Below are 19,608 nucleotides of genomic sequence, written 5' to 3'. Positions count from 1 at the left end.
GCCATCCCCACCGCGGCTCAGTTGGATGTCGCCAGATCGGCCCGATGCGGCCTATACTATACAGCGCGTTCTCGAAGGCTTCGAGTTTCAGATTGCTGACCTCAATGGTCTAATCGATCTCCTTTACAGAGGAGCCTGAGTTGCCAAGTGCAGAAGCTTTGAGATTGGCACGTGAAGTGCGGCAGGCTCAAGCGCCCGTCGGGCTTACCCCTGCGCAAGCAAAGCTGTACAGCCAGCGGATTCGAAGGGAGATGGAGCGTGAAGGGCTTCGTAGCTTCGCTCCAGGGGATGTCTATGTCTATTTGGAAGATGCGGCGTTTCTGCTGGATTGCGCATTTCTGGAGCGCGACAGTGATGCACTCAGCTCATGGCGCGAAGGCGTAAAACGCGCTGCCGAAATTCTTGAATGGCTCTCGCAACCATCGCTTAGACCTTCCGGAAGTCCCCTACATCTCCTGTCGGCAGCCGCCTACCAGGTCGCAGGCTACCCAGCGATGGCTCTCGGCGAGTTGCAGCGTGTTCCGGTCGATGAGGAAGCGTCGAAGGTTCTCCTTCATTTTCTTCGCGCCGATTTCCCAAGCACGCTCGAAGCCATACAGGTATTTTGGCGGGCGCAGATGCAAGGGGGCATCGAACCGCGATCTGCGATCGCCGAGTTCTCTCTCGAAGCCGTCCGGCATTCCATCATGGCCATAGGAAGCGTCTGCAGCTACTTCCGCACAGGCCAGAGCCAGTTGGTCGCTCGATCGGTGGCTAAGATGGAGAACCTCGCTAAGGGGTTCGTCCACAGCCGCGACGATTATTCGTACATTCTCGCGCGGCTCGTTGCGGAGACTTGCAAGCGGTACGTTGATACGACGCTGTGGCCCAAGATCGAGTTGCTTGCCCGCTCCACTCCGCGAGCTTCGGAGGCGCTTATCCAGTTCGCAAGATCGGCGTTTTCCAACAAGCGCGCATTGGTCTGGCCGGCACAAAGCAATGGAATTGATCGGCTCGCGGAGGGCTCATCGTTTGTGCTTTGCACGCCGACAGGTTCCGGCAAAACCACTATCGCCACGTTAGGGATCGTCCAAGCTCTTTTCACACCTGACCCAAATCCGGTTCTCGGGCTGGAAGCGTGGGACCCCGGTAGCTTGATCCTTTACCTCGTTCCATCCCGTGCTCTCGCTGCGGAGGTTGAAAGCCGCATGGAGCAGGATTTACGCGGCATCTCCGCCGACCCAGTCGTGGTTACCGGGTTATATGGAGGAACTGACTGGGGGCCGACCGACGCGTGGATACAAAGCGACCGACGCACAATCGTTATTTGCACGTTCGAGAAAGCGGACGCGCTGATCCGATATCTCGGCGTGCTTTTTCTGCATCGTGTGCGTCTCGTTGTCATCGACGAAGTTCATATGGTGGAGCAGTCAGATGCTCGCGGTCTCGACGATGCATCATCAAGACCGTATCGGCTGGAGCAGCTTGGCACGCGTCTGTTGACGGCACAAGAAACGCATAGGTTCCGTATTATTGCCCTGTCGGCAGTGGCGGCACGCGCTGCCCCAGCGCTGGCAAGATGGTTAAGTGCTAGTCCAACAGCGACGCCCACGCGGTCGGATTACCGCAGTACAAGACAGATGCTCGGGTATGTTGAAGTTAGCCACGCAGGCAACTTCGAAATTCGATATGACCTTATGGATGGAAGGTCTCTTCGGTTCGATGATGAGCGGCCGCGTGATACACCCTTCGTTACTTCACCATTTCCGCCGCTACCGGGCGGTCTTGATCAAGACGATGGTCCCGAAAAACGAATGCGGGCGCCAACTCTTTGGGCTGCGCTACACCTGGCTGCCGCGCGCCCCGACGGATCGCGCCCCACTGTTCTTATCTCGCTCACCCAAAGCCCTGATGCCTTCGGAGCAGCCTGTCTTTCTGCACTGGATAGCTGGCAGGGTATCCAGCTTCCGGACTATGGCGGGCCGGATCTCACGAATGATTTGTGGACGCGTTGTTTGGCGAGCGCCGAGGACTATTTTACGCGGAGTTCAATCGAATATCGGCTGCTTCTTAAAGGTATAGCGCTTCATCACGGTAAGATGCCGGGCATGATGGCGCGAAGACTCAAACGGCTGATCGACGCTAGTCTCGTGCGGGTAGTAGTTGCGACCTCAACGTTGTCAGAGGGAGTAAACATCCCGGTTAATTATCTACTCATCCCGAGCGTATACCGCGGACCAACTCGATTTACGCTGCAAGAGTTCACAAACCTAATCGGTCGAGCGGGCCGGCCCGGGGTTGCTGCAGAAGGACATGCTCTTGTCGTTTTGGAAGGACAGCGATTTGGCAGATGGGGCGCTCCACTGCACAATCGACAGCGTGAAGGCTACGGCCAGCTCGTGGCCGACCTTGAGGAGAGTCTTGCAGCGCCTCCGCAAGGCCAACCGTCGGACCGCGCGTCGAGTGCACTCGTCAAGCTTATGGAGCTGTTATACGGTGCTTGGCGGACGGTAGCGCCCAGCGGTACCCCGGACCAGTTTTATACCTGGCTTGAGCAAGTTAGCATTGCTTCTGACGATGATCGAGCGCCAGAGAGATACGTCGATTCCTTAGACTCATTCCTGATCGCCGCTATTCAAGAGGTTGAGGAAATCAGCGGACGAGAACTCTCCCCCGTCGAGCTCGAAGCGGAATTGCTTCGGATATGGCGGCACACCTATGCTTTCGCGTCGGCCAGCAACGAGGAGACCCTCAGAGCCGTGTGGTTGTGGCGGGGGCGTGTAATCAAGCAACGTTATCCCAATGCCGCGCAGCGACGGCAGATCTATAAGACCAGCCTTTCCCCCTCTTCGGCAACATCGCTTATCGGGGCGATCGAGCGCATTCGACAAAAGTTACTCGAAGGAACGTCGTATGCCGGTTCTACGACGGAGCAAAAGTTCACTTTTGTTGCCGAGGTGCTGGCCCTTCTTTCTGACATTCGACCCTTCCAAATCTCCACAAAGATGGGACGCGCAAAATCATTTCGTGACTGGCGAGGAGTTTTGCGGTGGTGGCTAGCCAAAGGAACATTAAGCAGACAGCCCACGCCTGCACAGATCACCAACTGGTATGAGTTTGTTGCGTCCAACTTCATCTATCGGGGTGTGTGGGGCGTTGGCAGCGCTCTCGGGCTTCTCCTTGACTTAACCCCGGATGGACAGCCGATAAGGGCTCTGGAGATTAATGATTGGCCAAGAAGCGGACTCCCTTGGATCGCATTCTGGCTGAAAGAGCTGATTACGTGGGGCACGTTGGAGCCGGTTGCGGCGTTTCTGCTTGCGCGTGGACAGATCAATACCAGGCCGGAGGCCGAAGCCTTGGCGCAAGTCTACTATGCGTCGCTGCCGGTCGGTTTGCCTGCCAATGATCGGCTAGATCCCCGCCGCATACGTGATTGGGTGGAAACGATGCGTCGGCCGGTCGAACGTCGCGCGGAACCGAACTCGATAAGAGTCGGGGCGCAGCTCGTGCGTCCTGTACGCGATTATTTGCAATCGCGGATGGTTGTTTTTCCAATTCGGCAAGGGGAGTTCACCGTCTGGATTGATCCTGCCGGATATACGGTGGCTTGGAGCGCCAATGGCGGGCAGGACGATTTTGCGCTGCCGGATTTCCAATACGAGCTGGACGTTGCTGCTTCTGCCGTAAACGGCGAGCGATATCTCCGATACCTTTAGGCTTGCATCCTTAGTGGAATTTCGAGCATCGACACCTTCTGTGCATCGATATGAAGGTAGGGCCCGTGCATCCGGTTTGGCCTGATGATTGTGGACTTGGGATCACGGCTATCCCTGGATTATAACTCATCGAGACGTTGGACTTTCCGCACCGGAGGACGTAAACCCCTGTGCTTCAGCATCGGCGCATATCTCGGCGCAGACATGATCGGGATGACGCGACGAATACATTGCATTGATGGCATATCGCCAAAGCAGTCCATTCATGGCACCGGGATTAGTCTTGAGCGGATAATATTGCCCATCCGGTTCGTCCATCCGGTTGTCGATGTGTAACAAACGAGTAGGGCTCAGCGGGAACATCACACTCGTCTCCGGATTCTTGATGCCCTTAAACTGAAGCGACGGGTGCACGGTGATGACCGGATTGTCGGTCGTGATGAAAACCGGTTCTTCCGAAAGGAGGATAGCCCAGCGCATGTCCATGAGCATCTTGGCTAACCACGCTGCCGATCCCACATTGTCCAGCCACATACGCTTGATATCATCATCGCTGGCATCGCGATAAGAGGGCCAGCTATCCTTGTTCACTTCGTAAGTTTTGCCGCCGATCTCAACAGCGTCCGGCAATTCCGGAAGTCGCGAATAGAATTCGACCATTTGCTTATAAAGTGCGCGCGTTTGCTGAAGTTGCTGCGGATTCCGCAAGTGCATCACCGCAACAAGCAAAGATAGCCCTTTGCGCACCGACTTGTCGCAAAGGTCTACATAACTCGTGGCTAGAGAATCCCAGAAGGGTTCGCCGAACATTTGCTCAAGCGATGCCAGCTTGTCTTCGAATGAATAGTCACGTCCGTTCGGGCCATGCGGCGCATAAAGATAAAATTCCGTCGCTACCTTCTTGATGGGCTTCAGTTCCGGCTCGTCGTTACTGTCCCGTTTCAACATCCAGATCTTGCGTCGATCATCATCAGCCGCAAAATAGCGAAGGTACGACTGCGGCACCCAATGATTGCGCTTTTTCTTTTGTTGCTTGGTCACGATCGGTCTGCAGTGCGAAGCTGATTCGGGCAGGCGATTATGCCACTGATAACATTCGGGCTGCACCACCAAATGGTGTCGCTCGCCGGAGGCACTCGCACGAAGGGCTGCCGCTTCGCGGCACCGCTATCACTGCCCGAACCACAGAGATCTGGTTAACCGGTACTTCCAGCCGCTTTTTGCCGTCTCGCCCTACGCTGGCAAGAAGAGCGGCGCAATCGACCGTTGGAGATGTTCGATTGGCATGCACTCCGGCACTTCGCGATCTCTTGCTGGATCGAGGCCGGGCTTCCACCCAAGGCGGTGCAGACCTTCGCCGGCCATAGCAGTCTGCAAGTGACGATGGATCGATGTGGGCATTTATTTAAGTCGGATCGCCATCAAGCGGTGATGGATGGCATAACCGCAGCATGGCCGCACCGACCCCGCCCTGCGCGTCGACGTCCAAAGCAGCAGAAACCCGGCTTCACACCCTAGCCTATGACAGTACGCCTTTCGCACTTTGAAGCAGCGCATCATCGGTCAGCGATGTTCCGTAATCGAGGACCGAGTCCAGAAATTCACGCGCCCATCGCTCAAGAGGGCTGGTGTAGAGATACTCACCGAGATTTGTCAGTTCGAGCCGCGCCAGCCGATCGGCCGCACGCGGATGGGTATCCATGCGCTCACGTAAGCGAAGATGCGACCCGAGCCGTGTTTGCAGAACCTCGCCCGCCCGCTGAATGAAATCCATGTAGACGAATAGCAAGTACACTCCGCCAAGCGAGCTTTGATAATCGCGCAGCCCCGCGGTCACGCGTGTCACCCGCTCGTCGGCTGCGCGGTCGGGCGCTTCGGTTGCGATTCGCGTGTTGGCAACGAGCTTGGAGCGCATCAAACCGAGCGCAAATCCGTCGGCGGCATATTCGAACTCGTGCCGGACGGTGTTCGTGTTGGTTCCGTTGCTCTTCTCAGCCCTCAGACGGCGCGGATGATCCAGCGTAACGTGCCCTAGTTCGTGCATCATGATAAAGTCGAGCTGATCCACGGTGAGCCGGTGTACCAGGGCAGTTGTATGGTCGTCGTACAGCGTGGTTGTCGACCGGGTGATACGTGTCGCCTCCACATCGGACCAGAAGTGAAGGACAATAGGAAGAATGCTTTCCCACGCTCTCGAAAGGCGCTTAGGTCCTGCCATTTCCTTCGTGCTGAAATAGTGGAGCAATATCTTGTTCAACTGCTTCAGGATGGGTTCGAGCGCATAGTTTACGCCGATCAACGGGCCGTCTTCGAGGGCGAAAGTCGTCGCGTTGAATTTGGCGCGCTTGACGAGCGCGCACGCAACTTTATCCAGTCCGTGCCGTGCGACGTGTTCTTCAGGCAGCTCGGACATCACGCGCAGGAAGCTGAGGCGTCCCCAATAGGGCAGCAACGCACCCGGTGCACTGAAGGTGCCGGCAAGATTGAGCGCGACATCGGCGAGATGCTTGTTCAGAACGAACCCATACGCCGCGGCATATTCGATATCGGCGACGCTTTCAGGTCTCGGCCAACTTACCATAAATAGAGACTGAAGGCCCAGAAACAGCATCTCCTCGGGACGTATCGGCTCGGCTGCGTGCAGTCCCTGAATACATTGCCTCTGTGCCTCTGAAACGCGCTCGAAGGCACCATAGTCCACGACTTGAAGGTGCTCCATATCGAACGCAAGGGTTGGTTTGGGTCCTTCCCCGAGCTTATCGATGACGTACGCGATTGCGCCATACATCAGGCCTTCGAGGTGCTTTCCATCGACCACCGGCAGGCAGCGGTCGTTGTCTTCCCTCATCCATCGTTGGTAGACGTTTTCAGCCATGAGAAAGAGCGAATTAGAGCGAGATTTCTTGAGTTGAACCAACCTTCGCGTGTACACCTGTCAAATGGTGGCAGCAAGCGGATTGCATGCTAGTGAGCATATTTGACGACATCGCGCGGGAGAACGATCAGCCTAGACAGGAAGGCGAACCCCTTTTCTCGTACCTCAACAAGAGCAGCCGTCCGGAAGCCCAACGGGTGCGCGATTTGGTCGATGAATGGATCTCCGAATACCCAGAATCCCACCGCGATGGCCTCGTCGCCCGGTTGCGCTCCGATATTGATGACCACCATCAGAGCGCGTTTTTCGAGCTGTTCCTTCATAAATTCCTTCGTGCTCGGGGCTGCAAGATCATCGAAATCGAGCCCAAGCTACAACACACGAATAAATCCCCTGACATCCTTGTTGAGGCTCCGACAGGTGAACGCTTCTATCTCGAAGGCGTCTTGGCCTCCGGCCGCTCGAACCAAGAGACAGCAGCATACGCGCGGCTGAATACGGCCCTTGCCGCCATCGACAATGTACCGTCGCCCAACAACTTTCTCTCGCTCACGACAGAGGGGCTCCCAACCGCTCCCCTTTCACTGAAGAAGCTGAAGCGCGGTGTGCAGTCGTGGATTGCTGGATTACCCGCAGGCATAGCCGCCAAAGATGCCCCGCCATTCAGCTACGAAGAACATGGGTGCCGTGTAGAGCTGCGGGCGCTTCCGCGAAGCAAGCCCGAAGAAGGCGCCCGAGCCATGGGTATGAGAAACTTCCCCATTGCCCAGATAACGCCGCATCAGGAAATTCGCCCAGGCCTCAAAAAGAAGGCGTCTCGTTATGGCGAGCTTGATCTTCCTTACGTTGTCGCGATCGATTGCTTGTCGATGTATCACCACGAAGAAGGTGTGACCGATGCGTTATTGGGCGAGCCATACGTCGCAATCACAAAACTTCCCGACGGCTCGTTGAAGGAGGAGCACCTACGGAGGCCGGATGGCATTTGGTATGGTCCCCCGAACGGACAGCCTCAAAACACGCGGATGAGCGCCGTGCTCGCCTTCTTCCGGATTGATGCCTGGAACTTCGTTACCAAGACGGGATTGATCATCCCTAATCCTTGGGCTGCGAAGCCTCTTCCCGCGCTGAATCTGGGGATCGCCGAGCTGACGCTGGAAAATGGGACATATCAGCGGTCCGAGGGATCAACCGTGGGGACATTGTTGAGCATGCCCGCGAACTGGCCGGAAGAATAGTTGTCAATTTTCGGGCGGGAGAGACCAGCCGTCTACACCGAAGTGCCGCTCGATAATGTTGACGAGAGCGCTCTCAAAGACTGAGCTCGATTTGAGCATGCCGACAAATTCGAGTGCGGCCTTCCGCTGATCGGAGCGGTAGAGCGCTAGCACCCATGAGGGCCGCTTCCGCAGACGATGGTCTAACGAGGGCACCTCCAAAATTATCTGCCTTGCCTAGGATGCGCAGAATGCCATCCACGCCGGTATCGACCGCGTCGCTGAGAGGCTGTTCCGGTCGAAAGACATTCGCCGCTTTAAGTTGGCTGTCCGCCGAGTGCAGCGAGTTTCCGAGCAGGAAAGCCAAGACCCGTCCGCCGATGCGATAGGTTGGCGCGTTTCGGTCTTTGCAGCTTGATTGCACCCCGCTTTGCGCTAACAACCGTATCCCTGAAAGGCAGGAAACGCCTTGAGCATCCACCAGCCACAGCAGCGTTCATCGCAATCCCCCTTCAGGGACGACCACGCACTGCGTCTAGGAGGTAATATAGCGCAGTTAAGAAGATCGAAAAAGCTATCTTTTATCAACGGCTTATAGGCACTAAGCCTTTTGCGTCGGGAAGGAGGCGTAGTGATCATGGGTAGGCCCCCTATAGCCCACCTATCGGGCGGCGCACTTAAAAGCTTGCGAGATCACCCCTCCCGAGTGTGCCGCCGTCGTGCTTAGGGCTTGTGCCGGCGGGACCGTGGCCAGCCCCCGGTCAATCCACCGATGCGTGAAGATCTTCCTTGATGCCGCGGGCAACGATCCGGAGCGTTCCGTCGGCAAGCGGCCGCTGTAGCTTTAGGGCATCATCTGGAGGCGCCGTCATCCAAGTCTCGACCTCATCCGGCGTCGTCAAGATCACAGGCATTGCCTTGGGGTGGATGGCGCCGACCTCTGCGTTCGGCTCCGTCGTGAGAAATGCATAGAGGTCGTTTGTGGTCTCGCCTTCCTTGACCTTCCGAACAGAGGTCCAGTTGGTCCAAATGCCGGCGAAACAGGCGAGGGGGCGGGATTCGTCGAGGGCGAACCAGATGTCGCCGCCTTCGGCCTTGTTGAACTCGCTGAAGGAGTTGAACGGCACCACACAGCGATTTTCGACGCCGAGCCAGCGGGTCCAATGCTTGCTCTTCACGTTGCGGATGTTGGTCGTGCCGCCGTCCGGCTCCATCCGGAGCAGTTCCTTGAAATCGACCGGCTTGCCCTTGGCGTCTAGCTTTTCGGCTCGTTTCTTCGTGGCTTCCATCAGTGCCTTCGATGACGATGGCATTCCCCATCGCGCCGTGGCGAGCTCGCGGCCCTCGGCTCCGTTGCGCACGATCGGTGCCTTGTAATCGGGAAACACGCCGGGCATTGGCGCCAGATTGCCGACGTATCGGTTCACGACGCGGAACAGCGCGCTGATGGCGGCCTGGTTGGTCGTGATCGAATAAAGATTGCACATCGGTCAGGGTTCAGTGCGAGGGTGGCGTGGCTGCCACGCCAGTTGTAGCAGAGTCGCGGATGGACGCCGGCCCGCCTTGGCGCATTTGCGACAGCGCAGCCGGCTTGCGAGATCATGCACGAAGGTGGTCGGCGGATGTTTCATCGCCGCAAGGTCGACGTCGCTCGGTGTCTTGCAGCGCGCGCACCTGATGTCGAGCCAAGGGAAGCCACCGTTCACGGCCTGGTCGATGGTGGGCGACGGATCGATCGGCTCGCCGTCGCTCCACATCCGCTCGTTCCAGCTTTCGCAAAGCAGCTTGTCAGCTTGCTGGATCATGGCCTCGCCCTTGGCCCGCATCTCCGCCGATTGGGCAGCAAGCATGTTGGCCATCGCACGTGCCTTGCCGAGCTCTTTTGTCAGAGCCTTGCGATCGCCGCCCGACAAGGGCGCGGGGTGATACTTCGGGGCCATCCGGATATCCAGGCGCTAAGAGATCGGAACGGCAATCCGGAGCGGTTACGGCGTCTCGAACGCCGGCCAGCACCCGTCTTCTTCATGCCTGCCGGTGCGCTGCTGGCAGGTGTTGTCGAGCAACCGCTGCGCCACGTCCTTCCAGACCGCGTTCTCGCCATACAATCGGACTGCATCGGCCTTCTGGATTTCCACGGTCCGCTCACAGCGACGGCATGAGATGCGCAGAACATTGCGTTGAATCTCGGAAAGACGTCGCTGCCGCTTTTGGGCTCCGGTCTCGTCGGCGCGAGGGTCTTTCAGGACCGATTCCCAATATTCCGTCAGGAGTGGCGCATCCGGAGCCGCCGTGGAGGGGCCCGGTCTGCGGGCAGCTACAGCGGCCAGCTTTTCCATCTGCTTCGGTGTCGGCATGCGCCAGCTCGCGGGTCGATCGGTCATTCTGAATTAGAACATAACAAGAACAAATGTCGAGTCCGCTCGGCCGCCATTTTGAAAGAATCATCGTTTTGGAAGGGGGCGAGGTGTCGGAACCAAGCCGGGCCGTTCGTCTTGAATCCGGCGTCAGTAATGGAGTTCCCCGCGATGGCCCCCCGCGCTAATTGGAAAGGCTTTCTGCGTCTTTCCCTCGTCACCTGTCCGGTAGCGCTCTATCCGGCCACGTCGGAATCCGAAAAGGTCTCGTTTAACCAGCTCAACCGAAAGACCGGTCACCGCATCAAGTACGCCAAGGTGGACGCTGATACCGGCGAGGAGGTCGACAACGAGGACATCGTCAAGGGCTACAAGGTCGACACCGACACATTTATCGAGGTGACGAAGGAGGAGCTCGAGAACGTTGCGCTGGAATCGACGCGAACGATCGAGATCGACGAGTTCGTCGACCGCAGCGAGATCGACCCACGCTACCTGATCCGCCCGTACTACCTGACTCCAGATGGCAAAGTCGGGCATGACGCTTTCGCGGTCATCCGCGAAACCATCCGCGAAATGAATAAGGTCGCGATCGGTCGCGTGGTGCTGACCAATCGCGAGCACATCATCGCGCTGGAGCCGTTGGACAAGGGACTGATGGGTACGCTGCTGCGCTATCCCTACGAAGTTCGTTCCGCGGAGGAATATTTCGATGATATCCAGGACGTCAAAGTCACCAAGGACATGCTTGATCTCGCCAAGCACATCGTCAATCAGAAGGCGGGCCATTTCGAGCCGGACAAGTTCGAAGACCAGTACGAAACTGCCCTCATCGATCTCATCAACCAGAAGCGTGCCGGCAAACCCATCACCGCGAAAGCGCGTCCCCGCGGCGAGAACGTCGTCGACTTGATGGACGCGCTGCGCAAGAGCATTGGAAGAGAAGGTGCCGCGGCCACAGAGGCACCTAGGAAGCCAGGCAAAAAGCCGCGCAAGGCAGCGGCGGCGCAGAAGGAAATGCTGATGCCGATCGCGGGCAAGAAGCCGGCGAAAGAGGCCGCGGCGAAGAAGCCGGCGTCCAAACCGCAGCGGAAGTCGGCTTAGATTTTGTGGCGGTGACGCCGGGACGGCTTCTGCTTCCTCGTCCGTGGTGGGCTTTGGCGGATGGCAAGTCTCAATCTCGACGGTTTTTGCGAAAGGCGGTACACCGGGGGCCCGCCGCGCTTACTGGCCTGTTTCGAACGATCTTTGCTGTGCAATTAGCCAGTCGTCCGCCTCAGTGCGCCTCGCCTGCTCAGCTTTGGATTGCTCGGCAAAATAGGAGCGATATGGCTGCGGTGAAAAAGACTTCCAGGAGATCGACCTTGAGCGCGGGCATTCTCGCATTCCGAAAGGGCGCTCGTGGGCTCCAGGTTCTGCTTGTTCATCCCGGCGGTCCGTTCTGGCGCAAGAAGGATAATGGCGCCTGGTCCATTCCGAAGGGCGAAATCGATGCCTCGGATGCTCCGGAGAACGTCGCTCGACGCGATGCCGAAGAACTCGGCCCGAGCGCTTTGATTGGTCCACTCCAGGCGCTGGGGGAAGTCCGACAGCGAGGAGGGAAGCGCGTCATCGCATTCGCCGGCGAGGGCCACTTTGACCCGGCGGCGTTGATCAGCAATACCTTCGATATCGAATGGCCGCCCCGAAGCGGTCGACGGCAGAGCTTTCCCGAAGTCGACCGCGCCGAATGGTTTGATATCGAGCTCGCGCGGACCAAGATGCTGTTCGCTCAAGTTGAGTTTCTTGATCGCCTTTTGGCGATCGCGGTTGAGAGCGCCGGGAAATGATGTTCAGGATTGGAATCATTTCGGACACGCACGGTCTGTTGAGGCCCGAGGCGGAACGGGGCCTGACGGGCGTCGATCACATCATCCATGCCGGCGACATCGGGCGCGCCGAGATCGTTGACGCGCTTCGTCGCATCGCGCCCGTCACGGCTATTCGTGGAAACGTGGACAGTGACGGGTGGGTCCGCGACTACCCCGACACGAAGCTTGTGCGCCTGGCCGGAAAGTCGATCTACGTTCTGCACGACTTGAAGACGCTGAAGGCCGAGCTCGGCGCCGGAATCGACGTCATCGTCTTCGGGCATTCCCACGTGCCGAAGATCCACACAGTCGGTGGCGTTCTCTACCTGAATCCCGGCAGCGCGGGACCACGGCGCTTCAAGCTGCCGATCACGCTTGCGACGCTCGAAGTCACGCGTGAGGGTATGCGACCGGAAATCCACGACCTTGGAGGCGACTGAGTGCCACCGCGGAGGAAATTCATAGCGGAGGAGGCGAGTGCGTTAATCGTTCCGTTTGCCGGGGTTACGTCCGAAGGGAAGCGCTACTAGCGCGGACGTTCTCGCTCACGCACGACGTCCTTGGCCCGCTTGTCGGACCTGAGCCCGAGGTAGACGGGCTGGCGCAATTCGCCCTTACTCGTCCACTCCGCGAACTTGACCTCGGCAACCAACGAGGGCCTGACCCAGGTCGTGACGGCCTCGTCCTTCACTTTGGCAGGGAAGGGTGATTTCGGGGTCGTCAGCTTCACGAGCTTGGCGTGGAGGTCTCCCAGGACCTTGTGGCTGAAGCCGGTGCCGACATGTCCGATGTAGCGCCATGCGTCGTTTTCCCGCACGGCGAGGACCAGGGCGCCGAAGAACGGCCTGGTGCGCCTGGGCGCCGTGAAGCCTGCGATCACCACTTCCTGCCGCTTTGCTGTCTTGATCTTCAGCCAATCCGGGGTACGGCTTCCGGACGCGTACGCACTGTCGGCGCGCTTCGCCATAATGCCTTCCAGACCCTTCCGCTCGGCCTCGGCGAAAAATTTCGTGCCGTTCGCTTTGCGGTGACGGCTGAAGGCGATCAGCCGGTGGCGCGGCAGGATCGCTTTCAGCAGCTCCTTGCGCTCGAGAAGAGGCTGTTTGCGCAAGTCCGCTGCATTCTGAAACATGAGATCGAAGGCGCAATACAGGAGCTTCGCTTCATGACGCAGCGCGTTTTGCAGCAGCTGGAAATGCGAGACGCCGTCCTTTCCGATCGCGACGAGCTCGCCGTCGATCACGGCGTCGCCCTTCACGCCCTCCAGCGCTTTGGCTACCTCGATATAGCTGCGGCTGATGATCTTGCCGTTGCGGCTGTAGAGCGAAACCTTGCCACGCCGGATTTCCGCGATCATCCGGAAGCCATCGTATTTATCCTCGAAAACCCAGCCGGGGTCGTCGAATGGCGCGTCGGTGAGCGTAGCGAGCATCGGCTGTAAGCGCTTGGGCAGGGTCGACTCCGGCTCATTCAAGGGCCAATCCTTCAGAGCGTGTTGCGTAATGCGCAGACGTCCTTCAAGAATGAGGGAACGCTTAAAGCCATGGCATGTTCCGTCAGACGCCGCGGCCAATCCCAGGGTGCGCGACGTCAACTATCGAACGGGAAGGTCTGATCAGACCGATGGCCAGAAAACTGAAAACCTACCAGACTTCGCTGGGCTTCTTCGATCTGGCGATAGCCGCTCCTTCCATGAAAGCGGCGCTGGAAGCGTGGGGCGCAGACAGCAATCTCTTTCATCAGGGCGCGGCGAAGGAAAGCCATGATCCGGACGTCATGGCCGCAACCATGGCAAAGCCTGGCGTCGTTCTCAGGCGGCCGGTCGGATCCGACGGATCCTTCACCGAGCATGCCGAACTGCCCACCGATCTTGGCGGCAGCAGTCCAACGACACGTGGCCGCAAGTCGAAAGCCTCAAAGACGAAGAAGCCTTCTTCCCGCCCCGGCGACAAGGCTGCCGAGCGCAAGGCCGCTCTCGAGTACGACCGGGAACAAACGCGTCGCGAGGTTGAACGAGCGAGAGAGGAAACTGCCAGGCAGAAGGAGCGCGATCGCCGCCAGCGGGCGGTCGACAAGGCGCAGGCTACGTTGGACAAGGCCCAGCAGGATCACGCAAAGCGGGCCGCGGCGATCCAGGCCGAGCTCGAGGCTCTCGAAAAGAGGTCGGAGGCTGAAGAAATCCGCTGGGATAAAGAGAAGTTGCGATTGGAAACTGCGCTGCGGCGAGCGCGGGACTAGTTAGCGGTTCTTGGTTTGCGACGCCAGCGATCAGCCATCAACCCGCGTTGGCTTATGGCCGGCTTATGCTCTTACTTCCGCTTTCGGCGGTATACTGACGCAGCCAGACTTACCACTCCGTCGCTCGTGTAGCGATGGGCGCTTGGCAGACTTCGCTCGAGGGGCGGTCGATGCTAGCAGATGACCCAAAGCGGTTTATCTTCATGCTTACGCAAAAAGGCACCGCTTCAACTTTAGTTCTTCCGGTACCGAAGCGCATCAACTAGTACCAACAATGCGGGCGACGGTTGCCGGCGGCTTGGATAGTACAGGTGATACCCTGAAAAAGGCGGACACCAGTCGGAAAGGACTCGGACAAGCCGTCCGCTTGCGAGGTATGGCTGCACGTGTCCTTCCGTAAGATATGCCAGGCCAAGCCCTTTGAGCCTTCAGCGCGATTGAATACAAGCTTGCCCCGCGACTCGCACGTTGATATCCCGCCCGTTCCTATCCAAAGCTAGGTTCATGGGTTCAGTCGAATCTGGCCTGCATGGGCCCCCGAAGGGGGGAAGATTAGCCATGCCAAAAAGGTGGCTCCGGTTGCGGCCATCGTATTTGCGATGATCAGCGAGAGAACTACAGTCGTTAACATCCGCGTTTCAAACTTGGTGAACTAATGCTATGTGCTGGTCCATTTGGCTGAGCGCTTCTTTTGGCAGGTTCCCCTTGCTGCATCGCGGATTTCACTTTCTGGAATGCGCGCAGCTCTATTTGACGGATGCGCTCTCGTGAGATGCCATACTCCATCGCGAGCGTTTCGAGCTTGGGAGGGTCCTCGTTCAAGTAGCGCTCCGTAAAGATGTGCTTTTCGCGGGGATTAAGAGTCTGAATGGCAGCCTTCAGCGCGGCGCGCCGTTTCGACAATTCTTCGTCCTCAGCAAACGCGATGTCATGGCGAGGTGAGGGATCAACAAGTCGTTCAAGCGCATCTCCCGCATCTTGGGCGCCATTGGTCCGTGAATTCAGGGAAACGTCGCCACGCAAGCGGCGGTCCATATTCACCACTTCATGCTCAGATACTTTGAGGCGCTCAGAGATTGTCTTGACCTGATCCGGTCGCAAATCGCCGTCATCGAGCGCTGAAATAGCGCTCTTGGTTCTCCTTAGTTTGAAAAACAATTTCTTTTGGGCAGAATTCGCCGAAATCTTCACCAGCGACCACGATCGAAGGACGTATTCCTGGATTGTCGCCTTTATCCACCACATCGCATAGGTAGAAAGACGAATCCCGCGCTCTGGATCAAAGCGCCGCACCGCGTGCATCAAGCCGATATTCCCCTCGGAAACGATGTCAGCAATCGGCAGGCCGTAGCCCCGGTAGCGCATGGCGATTTTCGCAACGAGACGCAGATGGCTCGTGACGAGGCGATAGGCTGCATCACGATCGCCGTGCTGACGCCAGCGCCTGGCGAAGTTCGTTTCTTCCTCATGCGTCAAGATCGGAAACTTCCGAATTTGGGCGAGATAGTGCGTCAGCCCGCTACCGACGGATGGCAGTGGTTGAGAGACGGTTTGATACATTTCCACCTCGCGAGAGCTTTTTAGAAAATGGAAAGCGTGTCCGGACCATCGTGCCCCTGATGACGGCCAGGATCCTTGCCGTGATCGGCGGCTGGCTCTGGTTCCGATTCCAAAAGGTGCAAGGCATCAAGGATATCGTCGAAGCTTACGGCAGGATCCGGAACGGGCCATTTTGGTCCGGGAACGGCGCAAGCATCTGCGGCCCAGGATGACAGGATTGCCCGCTTCTCGTAAGGCGTCAGATCGCCGTCGTCGACGACGTCCAAGGGATGATCGAATGCGTCGGCCGGGTGCAGCAGCTCAGCCACTTCAAGCGGCGCCCTTCGACCGTCGATCCTCGGCAGTCCCGCGGAGAGGCGGTCGGGGAACGTCTCTCGCAGAAGTCCTTTCACCGAGGCGTCCTCTTCGCTCAATCGGCGCTGAATAAACGAGCGTTCAAGGTCCGACAGATGCGTTGCGAGCAGCCTGCGATAGCGGTCGATATTCCTTTGATGCGCACGCAGCCGTTCCAGGTTTACCTCAAGCATGATCCACCTCCGGCCTCAGGCGGCAATGGCACGTTCGGTAGAGCGCAATCGACAGGGCTTGCCTCCGGGAGGATTCCTGGGACCGCCATCGAGTTCGCACAGCGCTTCGAGGATCTCGTCGATTGATACCGGCTTCTTCAGCCCGGCAGGTGATCGCATCGACGGGCAGGACGCGATCGCGGATGCATCGGAGGCCCAGGAGGCCAAAATTGCCCTCTTCTCGGCCGTTGTCAGGGTGGGACGGCGCACCACATCCTTCGGGTGGTCGAAGACTGTGCCTGGATGAAGGAGCGCGTTGAAGTCGAAGACTTTGTCGTCGGCGGTCGTCGGCCGCATGGTATCCTCCTCTTCATTGACGATGAGCGGCAGCCGCGCGATGCATCGCGCGGCGCCGGCCAGAGCCGCACCTAGGCTGCCTTGGCTTCCAGTTTCTGGACGTTGTCGGTTGACGCGCCGTTGATCGCGATCCGGCGCGGCTTCATGGCTTCCGGGATTTCCCGGACCAGCTCTATCTTGAGCAGACCATTGTCGAACGCGGCGCTCTTGACCTGAACATAGTCCGCCAGGTTGAACTGACGCTTGAAGTTGCGGGTCGAGATGCCGCGATAGAGGAAGTCCCGCTCAGGCTTGTCGGACTTGCTGCCTTCGATCGTGACCACGTTCTGCTCGGCCGTGATCGTGATATCGCTGGGCGCAAAACCGGCAACCGCCAGCGAAATCTGATAGCGGTCCTCGGCCAGCCGTTCGATATTGTAGGGGGGATAGTTGTCCTCGCCGGCCCGCTGGGCCATTTCCGCGAGGTCAAACAGGCGGTCGAAGCCAACGGTCGAGCGCCACAGGGGAGAGAAGTCGTAAGTGCGCATAGCCAAATCCTCCAAAGAGCAAGATGGATACGAGCGGCACCGGACACGACCGGTGCCCGTCTCTTGCCCGGGCCCATGGGGCGCCCGGACGCCACCGTTCGATGGCGAGAAAAAAATTAGCAAAGTCGCTTTTGGTTTCAAGAGGGGGGCGAAAATTTTCTTCAAGTCCGATGAGGCCGCTGGAGCCCGGATTTCATTAACAAATCACCAAAGGAACTTCCCCACTGAAGCCGGTGCGGGGGAGGATCATGGCGGCGGCCTTATGGCCCGTTGGGCTGCCGGTTTTTCCAGGGAGGCGGTCAACGGCTAATAGGGCAGGCGGCGCTTTCAGCGTCGCCTATGCGATTTGGTGATTTGGCTTAGCGGGGTATTGATCGCGAGAGGCGCTCGGCTTGTTGCAGGCGTTTGAAAGACCACGCCTATCCAGTTGCGCGTGGGACGCCAGGATCAGGAACGTCGTCTGGATGAGTGCGGCTCCGCTCATTTATCATTCTTGTCCAACAAAAATGAGACGGTGCATTCTATTCCATCGGAGCCAAACCTTTGCTCGAATCGCATCGCTCCGCAAAGCTCGCTTGCCGAACTCCGACAATGTAGAGACTTGTCTGCGAAGCTTGTGCGCTTCCGAAGGGGGCACTTTGGTCTCCCATCGCAAACCGGATAAATGATTACTGCCCTCCGCAGGTTCCAATGACGAATTTCCTAGCAGTTTACCCGCTTGGACGAGCCGATCTGCGGTGAGCGGGACTGTTGCCGTCGGCAGGCCACACCTTGCTACTGGTCGCGGTAACCGCGGCCCGACAGTGGCAGCGGAAAACGCGGGTCGTCGCGCGGATCTCTCGGCTTTAGCCCCCTTCCAAAAGTCGCTTCTGGTTGGCGCCTGCCTTAGAAAATCTGATCGTCCCACAAGAGAGCTACCGCGCCGCGGGGCTGAAGGTACCGAGCCCTTAGCTTCGTCGACCGCGGTTAAATTCAGTCGCGCGACGTTTCTTGTAGGCCGCCGCTATCGCCATCCAATCTCGCAGTAGTCCTCTATCCTCCTTTGAGAACGCGGCCCGCCGCTTGAGATCATCTAGTGTGTCGCCGGGATGGCACCGCTCGTAATCCTGGCGGATCAGCGACTCCAATTCTTCGTCGCTTGTGGCTTGCACATCCGCCGAAAATGCCGACTGGGTCATCGGACCGGGGACGGGTTGACGAGCGGTAAAGGCCGAATTGGCCGATAAGGGCAAAGTGTTCATGGCAAGCGTCCACTCGAAGAAGCCGGGCGGGAAGAAACCCGCCCGGCTTCATCCTATTTTCAGCTATTGCTTACTTCCGTTGATCGCTATCCTTCTTATCTTCCGCTGCGCCGTAGGCAGCTTGGGCAGCGTCACGGTGAGGACCCCGTCCTTGAACGACGCGGCAACTTTGTCCTGGTCGACGTCATCGACGGGAATGCGTCGCTCGAAACGTCCGTAGTAGCGCTCGCTGAAGCGACGCTCCTTGTCTTCCGTTTCGCTCTTCTTTTCGCCGCTGATGGTCAGCACGCCGTCGGAGAGTTCGATCGCAACGTCGTTCTGGTCGAGGCCGGGAAGTTCGGCGAGTACCTCGACCTCCTTTTCCGTCTCGTTGAGCTCGACGCTTGGCCAGCCCATCATGGAGGACGAGCCGAAAGAACCAATGTCGAAGCTGCGGAATGCTTCGTCGAACATGCGGTTCATTTCACGATGGAGCGCAAGAAACGGATTGCTTGTTTCATTGGCTGGTACGCCCACTTTGCGTGAGCTGTTGTTCCATGGGACGAGATCGCGTAGTGCCATTTTGTACTCCTTTTAAGGTAGAGTTGTTGCAGCTCTCTCCGCGTGCGGCCTCGCAGCGGTCTCTGCTCGTAGACAGTTGCTCTCAAGCCGCCTGCGTATTTTCTCGTAGCCGGCGCGACGATTGGAATTCGCTGCGGCTTCATGGACTCCGGCACCTCGCGCACGAGGTCGATCACCAGCAAGCCGTCCTCGAAGGAAGCCCGCTCCACCTGAACATAGTCGGCGAGCTTGAACACGCGCCGGAATGGCAGCGCGGCAATCCCCTGGTACAGGTATTCGCGCGGATTGCCGTCTGGCTTCCTGCCCTCAACGGTCAGCGCGTTTTGCTCGGCAGTCACGGCAATATCGTTGACGCCGAAGCCGGCCACTGCCAGGCAAATCCGGTAGTGATCCTCACTGGATCGTTCGATGTTGTAGGGTGGATAATTGTCGTCGTTGGACTGACGCAGTGCGCTGTCAATGACATCGGCCACATGATCGAAGCCGATCGTGGAGCGCCAGAGCGGCGCGAAGTCAAGGGTGGTCCTCATAACCAAGTCCTCCTGAGAGCAAGATGGGTACGAAGGAGCGCTGGACACCTGTCCGGCGCCCGGTCCAGTCCGCCGGACCCGAGTTGGCATCCGG

The 19,608-nt window shown here is 58.3% G+C and carries 18 protein-coding genes and 2 pseudogenes; 6 read left to right on the top strand and 14 right to left on the bottom strand.

The features are described 5' to 3' along the window. The first annotated feature begins 140 nt into the window (after positions 1 to 140). The gene (locus CQ12_RS22820; RefSeq protein ID WP_057837548.1) at positions 141 to 3,698 is read left to right on the top strand and encodes a DEAD/DEAH box helicase; all 3,558 of its coding nucleotides are present in this window, start codon (positions 141 to 143) and stop codon (positions 3,696 to 3,698) included. A 126-nt stretch (positions 3,699 to 3,824) separates the two neighbouring features. On the opposite strand, the gene CQ12_RS22815 is transcribed toward CQ12_RS22820, so the two are convergent. Further along, positions 3,825 to 4,739, bottom strand: coding sequence for a DUF4238 domain-containing protein (locus CQ12_RS22815; RefSeq protein WP_198164230.1), 915 nt, complete (start codon positions 4,737 to 4,739; stop codon positions 3,825 to 3,827). A 478-nt stretch (positions 4,740 to 5,217) separates the two neighbouring features. Beyond that, on the bottom strand, positions 5,218 to 6,573 hold the full coding sequence (locus CQ12_RS22810) for a phage exclusion protein Lit family protein (RefSeq protein WP_057837546.1): 1,356 nt from the start codon (positions 6,571 to 6,573) through the stop codon (positions 5,218 to 5,220). Between the two features lie 92 nt (positions 6,574 to 6,665). On the opposite strand from CQ12_RS22810, the gene CQ12_RS22805 reads away from it, so the two are divergent. Further along, the gene (locus CQ12_RS22805) at positions 6,666 to 7,811 is read left to right on the top strand and encodes a hypothetical protein (RefSeq protein WP_157088407.1); all 1,146 of its coding nucleotides are present in this window, start codon (positions 6,666 to 6,668) and stop codon (positions 7,809 to 7,811) included. A 740-nt stretch (positions 7,812 to 8,551) separates the two neighbouring features. Here CQ12_RS22805 and CQ12_RS22800 read toward each other — a convergent pair. From CQ12_RS22800 to CQ12_RS22790, 3 genes are read right to left on the bottom strand one after another with little or no spacing between them, the layout of a single operon-like run. Further along, complete coding sequence (locus CQ12_RS22800; protein WP_057837544.1) at positions 8,552 to 9,277, bottom strand: SOS response-associated peptidase; 726 nt, start codon at positions 9,275 to 9,277, stop codon at positions 8,552 to 8,554. A gap of 3 nt (positions 9,278 to 9,280) precedes the next feature. Further along, the gene (locus tag CQ12_RS22795; RefSeq protein WP_057837543.1) at positions 9,281 to 9,730 is read right to left on the bottom strand and encodes a hypothetical protein; all 450 of its coding nucleotides are present in this window, start codon (positions 9,728 to 9,730) and stop codon (positions 9,281 to 9,283) included. Between the two features lie 45 nt (positions 9,731 to 9,775). After that, complete coding sequence (locus CQ12_RS22790) at positions 9,776 to 10,171, bottom strand: hypothetical protein (RefSeq protein ID WP_198164229.1); 396 nt, start codon at positions 10,169 to 10,171, stop codon at positions 9,776 to 9,778. A gap of 144 nt (positions 10,172 to 10,315) precedes the next feature. Here CQ12_RS22790 and ku point away from each other — a divergent pair, with 144 nt between their 5' ends. From ku to CQ12_RS22775, 3 genes are all read left to right on the top strand, one after another. Continuing rightward, positions 10,316 to 11,248 (top strand): non-homologous end joining protein Ku, encoded by a 933-nt coding sequence (gene ku, locus CQ12_RS22785; RefSeq protein WP_057837550.1) that lies wholly within the window; start codon positions 10,316 to 10,318, stop codon positions 11,246 to 11,248. A gap of 224 nt (positions 11,249 to 11,472) precedes the next feature. Then, positions 11,473 to 11,973, top strand: coding sequence for an NUDIX hydrolase (locus tag CQ12_RS22780; RefSeq protein ID WP_057837542.1), 501 nt, complete (start codon positions 11,473 to 11,475; stop codon positions 11,971 to 11,973). Next, positions 11,970 to 12,434 carry a metallophosphoesterase family protein gene (locus CQ12_RS22775; protein ID WP_057837541.1) on the top strand — a complete coding sequence of 155 codons (465 nt, stop codon included), beginning with the start codon at positions 11,970 to 11,972 and terminating at the stop codon, positions 12,432 to 12,434. The genes CQ12_RS22780 and CQ12_RS22775 overlap by 4 nt, the downstream gene beginning before the upstream one ends. Before the next feature lie 86 nt (positions 12,435 to 12,520). Here the strand turns inward: CQ12_RS22775 and ligD are convergent, their stop codons facing one another. Then, positions 12,521 to 13,426, bottom strand: coding sequence for a non-homologous end-joining DNA ligase (gene ligD / locus CQ12_RS22770; RefSeq protein ID WP_057837540.1), 906 nt, complete (start codon positions 13,424 to 13,426; stop codon positions 12,521 to 12,523). A 191-nt stretch (positions 13,427 to 13,617) separates the two neighbouring features. Here ligD and CQ12_RS22765 point away from each other — a divergent pair, with 191 nt between their 5' ends. Further along, on the top strand, positions 13,618 to 14,232 hold the full coding sequence (locus CQ12_RS22765; RefSeq protein WP_057837539.1) for a hypothetical protein: 615 nt from the start codon (positions 13,618 to 13,620) through the stop codon (positions 14,230 to 14,232). A gap of 233 nt (positions 14,233 to 14,465) precedes the next feature. Here the strand turns inward: CQ12_RS22765 and CQ12_RS42600 are convergent. From CQ12_RS42600 to CQ12_RS22730, 8 genes and pseudogenes are all read right to left on the bottom strand, one after another. Next, positions 14,466 to 14,723 (bottom strand): annotated as a pseudogene (locus CQ12_RS42600) (LysR substrate-binding domain-containing protein); the annotation flags it as partial. 133 nt (positions 14,724 to 14,856) lie between these two features. Further along, positions 14,857 to 15,792, bottom strand: a complete 936-nt coding sequence (rpoH, locus tag CQ12_RS22760) for an RNA polymerase sigma factor RpoH (protein WP_057837538.1) — start codon at positions 15,790 to 15,792, stop codon at positions 14,857 to 14,859. 20 nt (positions 15,793 to 15,812) lie between these two features. Further along, complete coding sequence (locus CQ12_RS46565; RefSeq protein WP_063799792.1) at positions 15,813 to 16,319, bottom strand: hypothetical protein; 507 nt, start codon at positions 16,317 to 16,319, stop codon at positions 15,813 to 15,815. A 15-nt stretch (positions 16,320 to 16,334) separates the two neighbouring features. Next, positions 16,335 to 16,655 carry a hypothetical protein gene (locus CQ12_RS22750; protein WP_057837537.1) on the bottom strand — a complete coding sequence of 107 codons (321 nt, stop codon included), beginning with the start codon at positions 16,653 to 16,655 and terminating at the stop codon, positions 16,335 to 16,337. 71 nt (positions 16,656 to 16,726) lie between these two features. Next, positions 16,727 to 17,182 (bottom strand): small heat shock protein HspD, encoded by a 456-nt coding sequence (hspD, locus tag CQ12_RS22745; protein WP_057837536.1) that lies wholly within the window; start codon positions 17,180 to 17,182, stop codon positions 16,727 to 16,729. 947 nt (positions 17,183 to 18,129) lie between these two features. Then, positions 18,130 to 18,423, bottom strand: coding sequence for a hypothetical protein (locus tag CQ12_RS22740; protein ID WP_245310087.1), 294 nt, complete (start codon positions 18,421 to 18,423; stop codon positions 18,130 to 18,132). Between the two features lie 63 nt (positions 18,424 to 18,486). Further along, positions 18,487 to 18,984 (bottom strand): Hsp20/alpha crystallin family protein, encoded by a 498-nt coding sequence (locus CQ12_RS22735; RefSeq protein WP_057837534.1) that lies wholly within the window; start codon positions 18,982 to 18,984, stop codon positions 18,487 to 18,489. 104 nt (positions 18,985 to 19,088) lie between these two features. Then, positions 19,089 to 19,514 (bottom strand): annotated as a pseudogene (locus CQ12_RS22730) (Hsp20 family protein); the annotation flags it as partial. Positions 19,515 to 19,608 lie beyond the last annotated feature (94 nt).

It is taken from the genome of Bradyrhizobium jicamae (assembly GCF_001440395.1).
GTDB classification, from domain to species: domain Bacteria; phylum Pseudomonadota; class Alphaproteobacteria; order Rhizobiales; family Xanthobacteraceae; genus Bradyrhizobium; species Bradyrhizobium jicamae.
The sequence above is the reverse complement of the archived record's forward strand: the minus strand, read 5'-3'. Positions and strand labels throughout refer to the sequence as shown.

Bases quoted from the DNA above. Each gene is read 5' to 3' on its own strand.
- CQ12_RS22810 (WP_057837546.1), bottom strand. From the start codon at position 6,573: ATGGCTGAAAACGTCTACCAACGATGGATGAGGGAAGACAACGACCGC.
- CQ12_RS22800 (WP_057837544.1), bottom strand. From the start codon at position 9,277: ATGTGCAATCTTTATTCGATCACGACCAACCAGGCCGCCATCAGCGCG.
- CQ12_RS22795 (WP_057837543.1), bottom strand. From the start codon at position 9,730: ATGGCCCCGAAGTATCACCCCGCGCCCTTGTCGGGCGGCGATCGCAAG.
- CQ12_RS22790 (WP_198164229.1), bottom strand. From the start codon at position 10,171: ATGACCGATCGACCCGCGAGCTGGCGCATGCCGACACCGAAGCAGATG.
- ku (WP_057837550.1), top strand. From the start codon at position 10,316: ATGGCCCCCCGCGCTAATTGGAAAGGCTTTCTGCGTCTTTCCCTCGTC.
- CQ12_RS22780 (WP_057837542.1), top strand. From the start codon at position 11,473: ATGGCTGCGGTGAAAAAGACTTCCAGGAGATCGACCTTGAGCGCGGGC.
- CQ12_RS22775 (WP_057837541.1), top strand. From the start codon at position 11,970: ATGATGTTCAGGATTGGAATCATTTCGGACACGCACGGTCTGTTGAGG.
- ligD (WP_057837540.1), bottom strand. From the start codon at position 13,426: ATGCTCGCTACGCTCACCGACGCGCCATTCGACGACCCCGGCTGGGTT.
- CQ12_RS22765 (WP_057837539.1), top strand. From the start codon at position 13,618: ATGGCCAGAAAACTGAAAACCTACCAGACTTCGCTGGGCTTCTTCGAT.
- rpoH (WP_057837538.1), bottom strand. From the start codon at position 15,792: ATGTATCAAACCGTCTCTCAACCACTGCCATCCGTCGGTAGCGGGCTG.
- CQ12_RS46565 (WP_063799792.1), bottom strand. From the start codon at position 16,319: ATGCTTGAGGTAAACCTGGAACGGCTGCGTGCGCATCAAAGGAATATC.
- CQ12_RS22750 (WP_057837537.1), bottom strand. From the start codon at position 16,655: ATGCGGCCGACGACCGCCGACGACAAAGTCTTCGACTTCAACGCGCTC.
- hspD (WP_057837536.1), bottom strand. From the start codon at position 17,182: ATGCGCACTTACGACTTCTCTCCCCTGTGGCGCTCGACCGTTGGCTTC.
- CQ12_RS22740 (WP_245310087.1), bottom strand. From the start codon at position 18,423: ATGAACACTTTGCCCTTATCGGCCAATTCGGCCTTTACCGCTCGTCAA.
- CQ12_RS22735 (WP_057837534.1), bottom strand. From the start codon at position 18,984: ATGGCACTACGCGATCTCGTCCCATGGAACAACAGCTCACGCAAAGTG.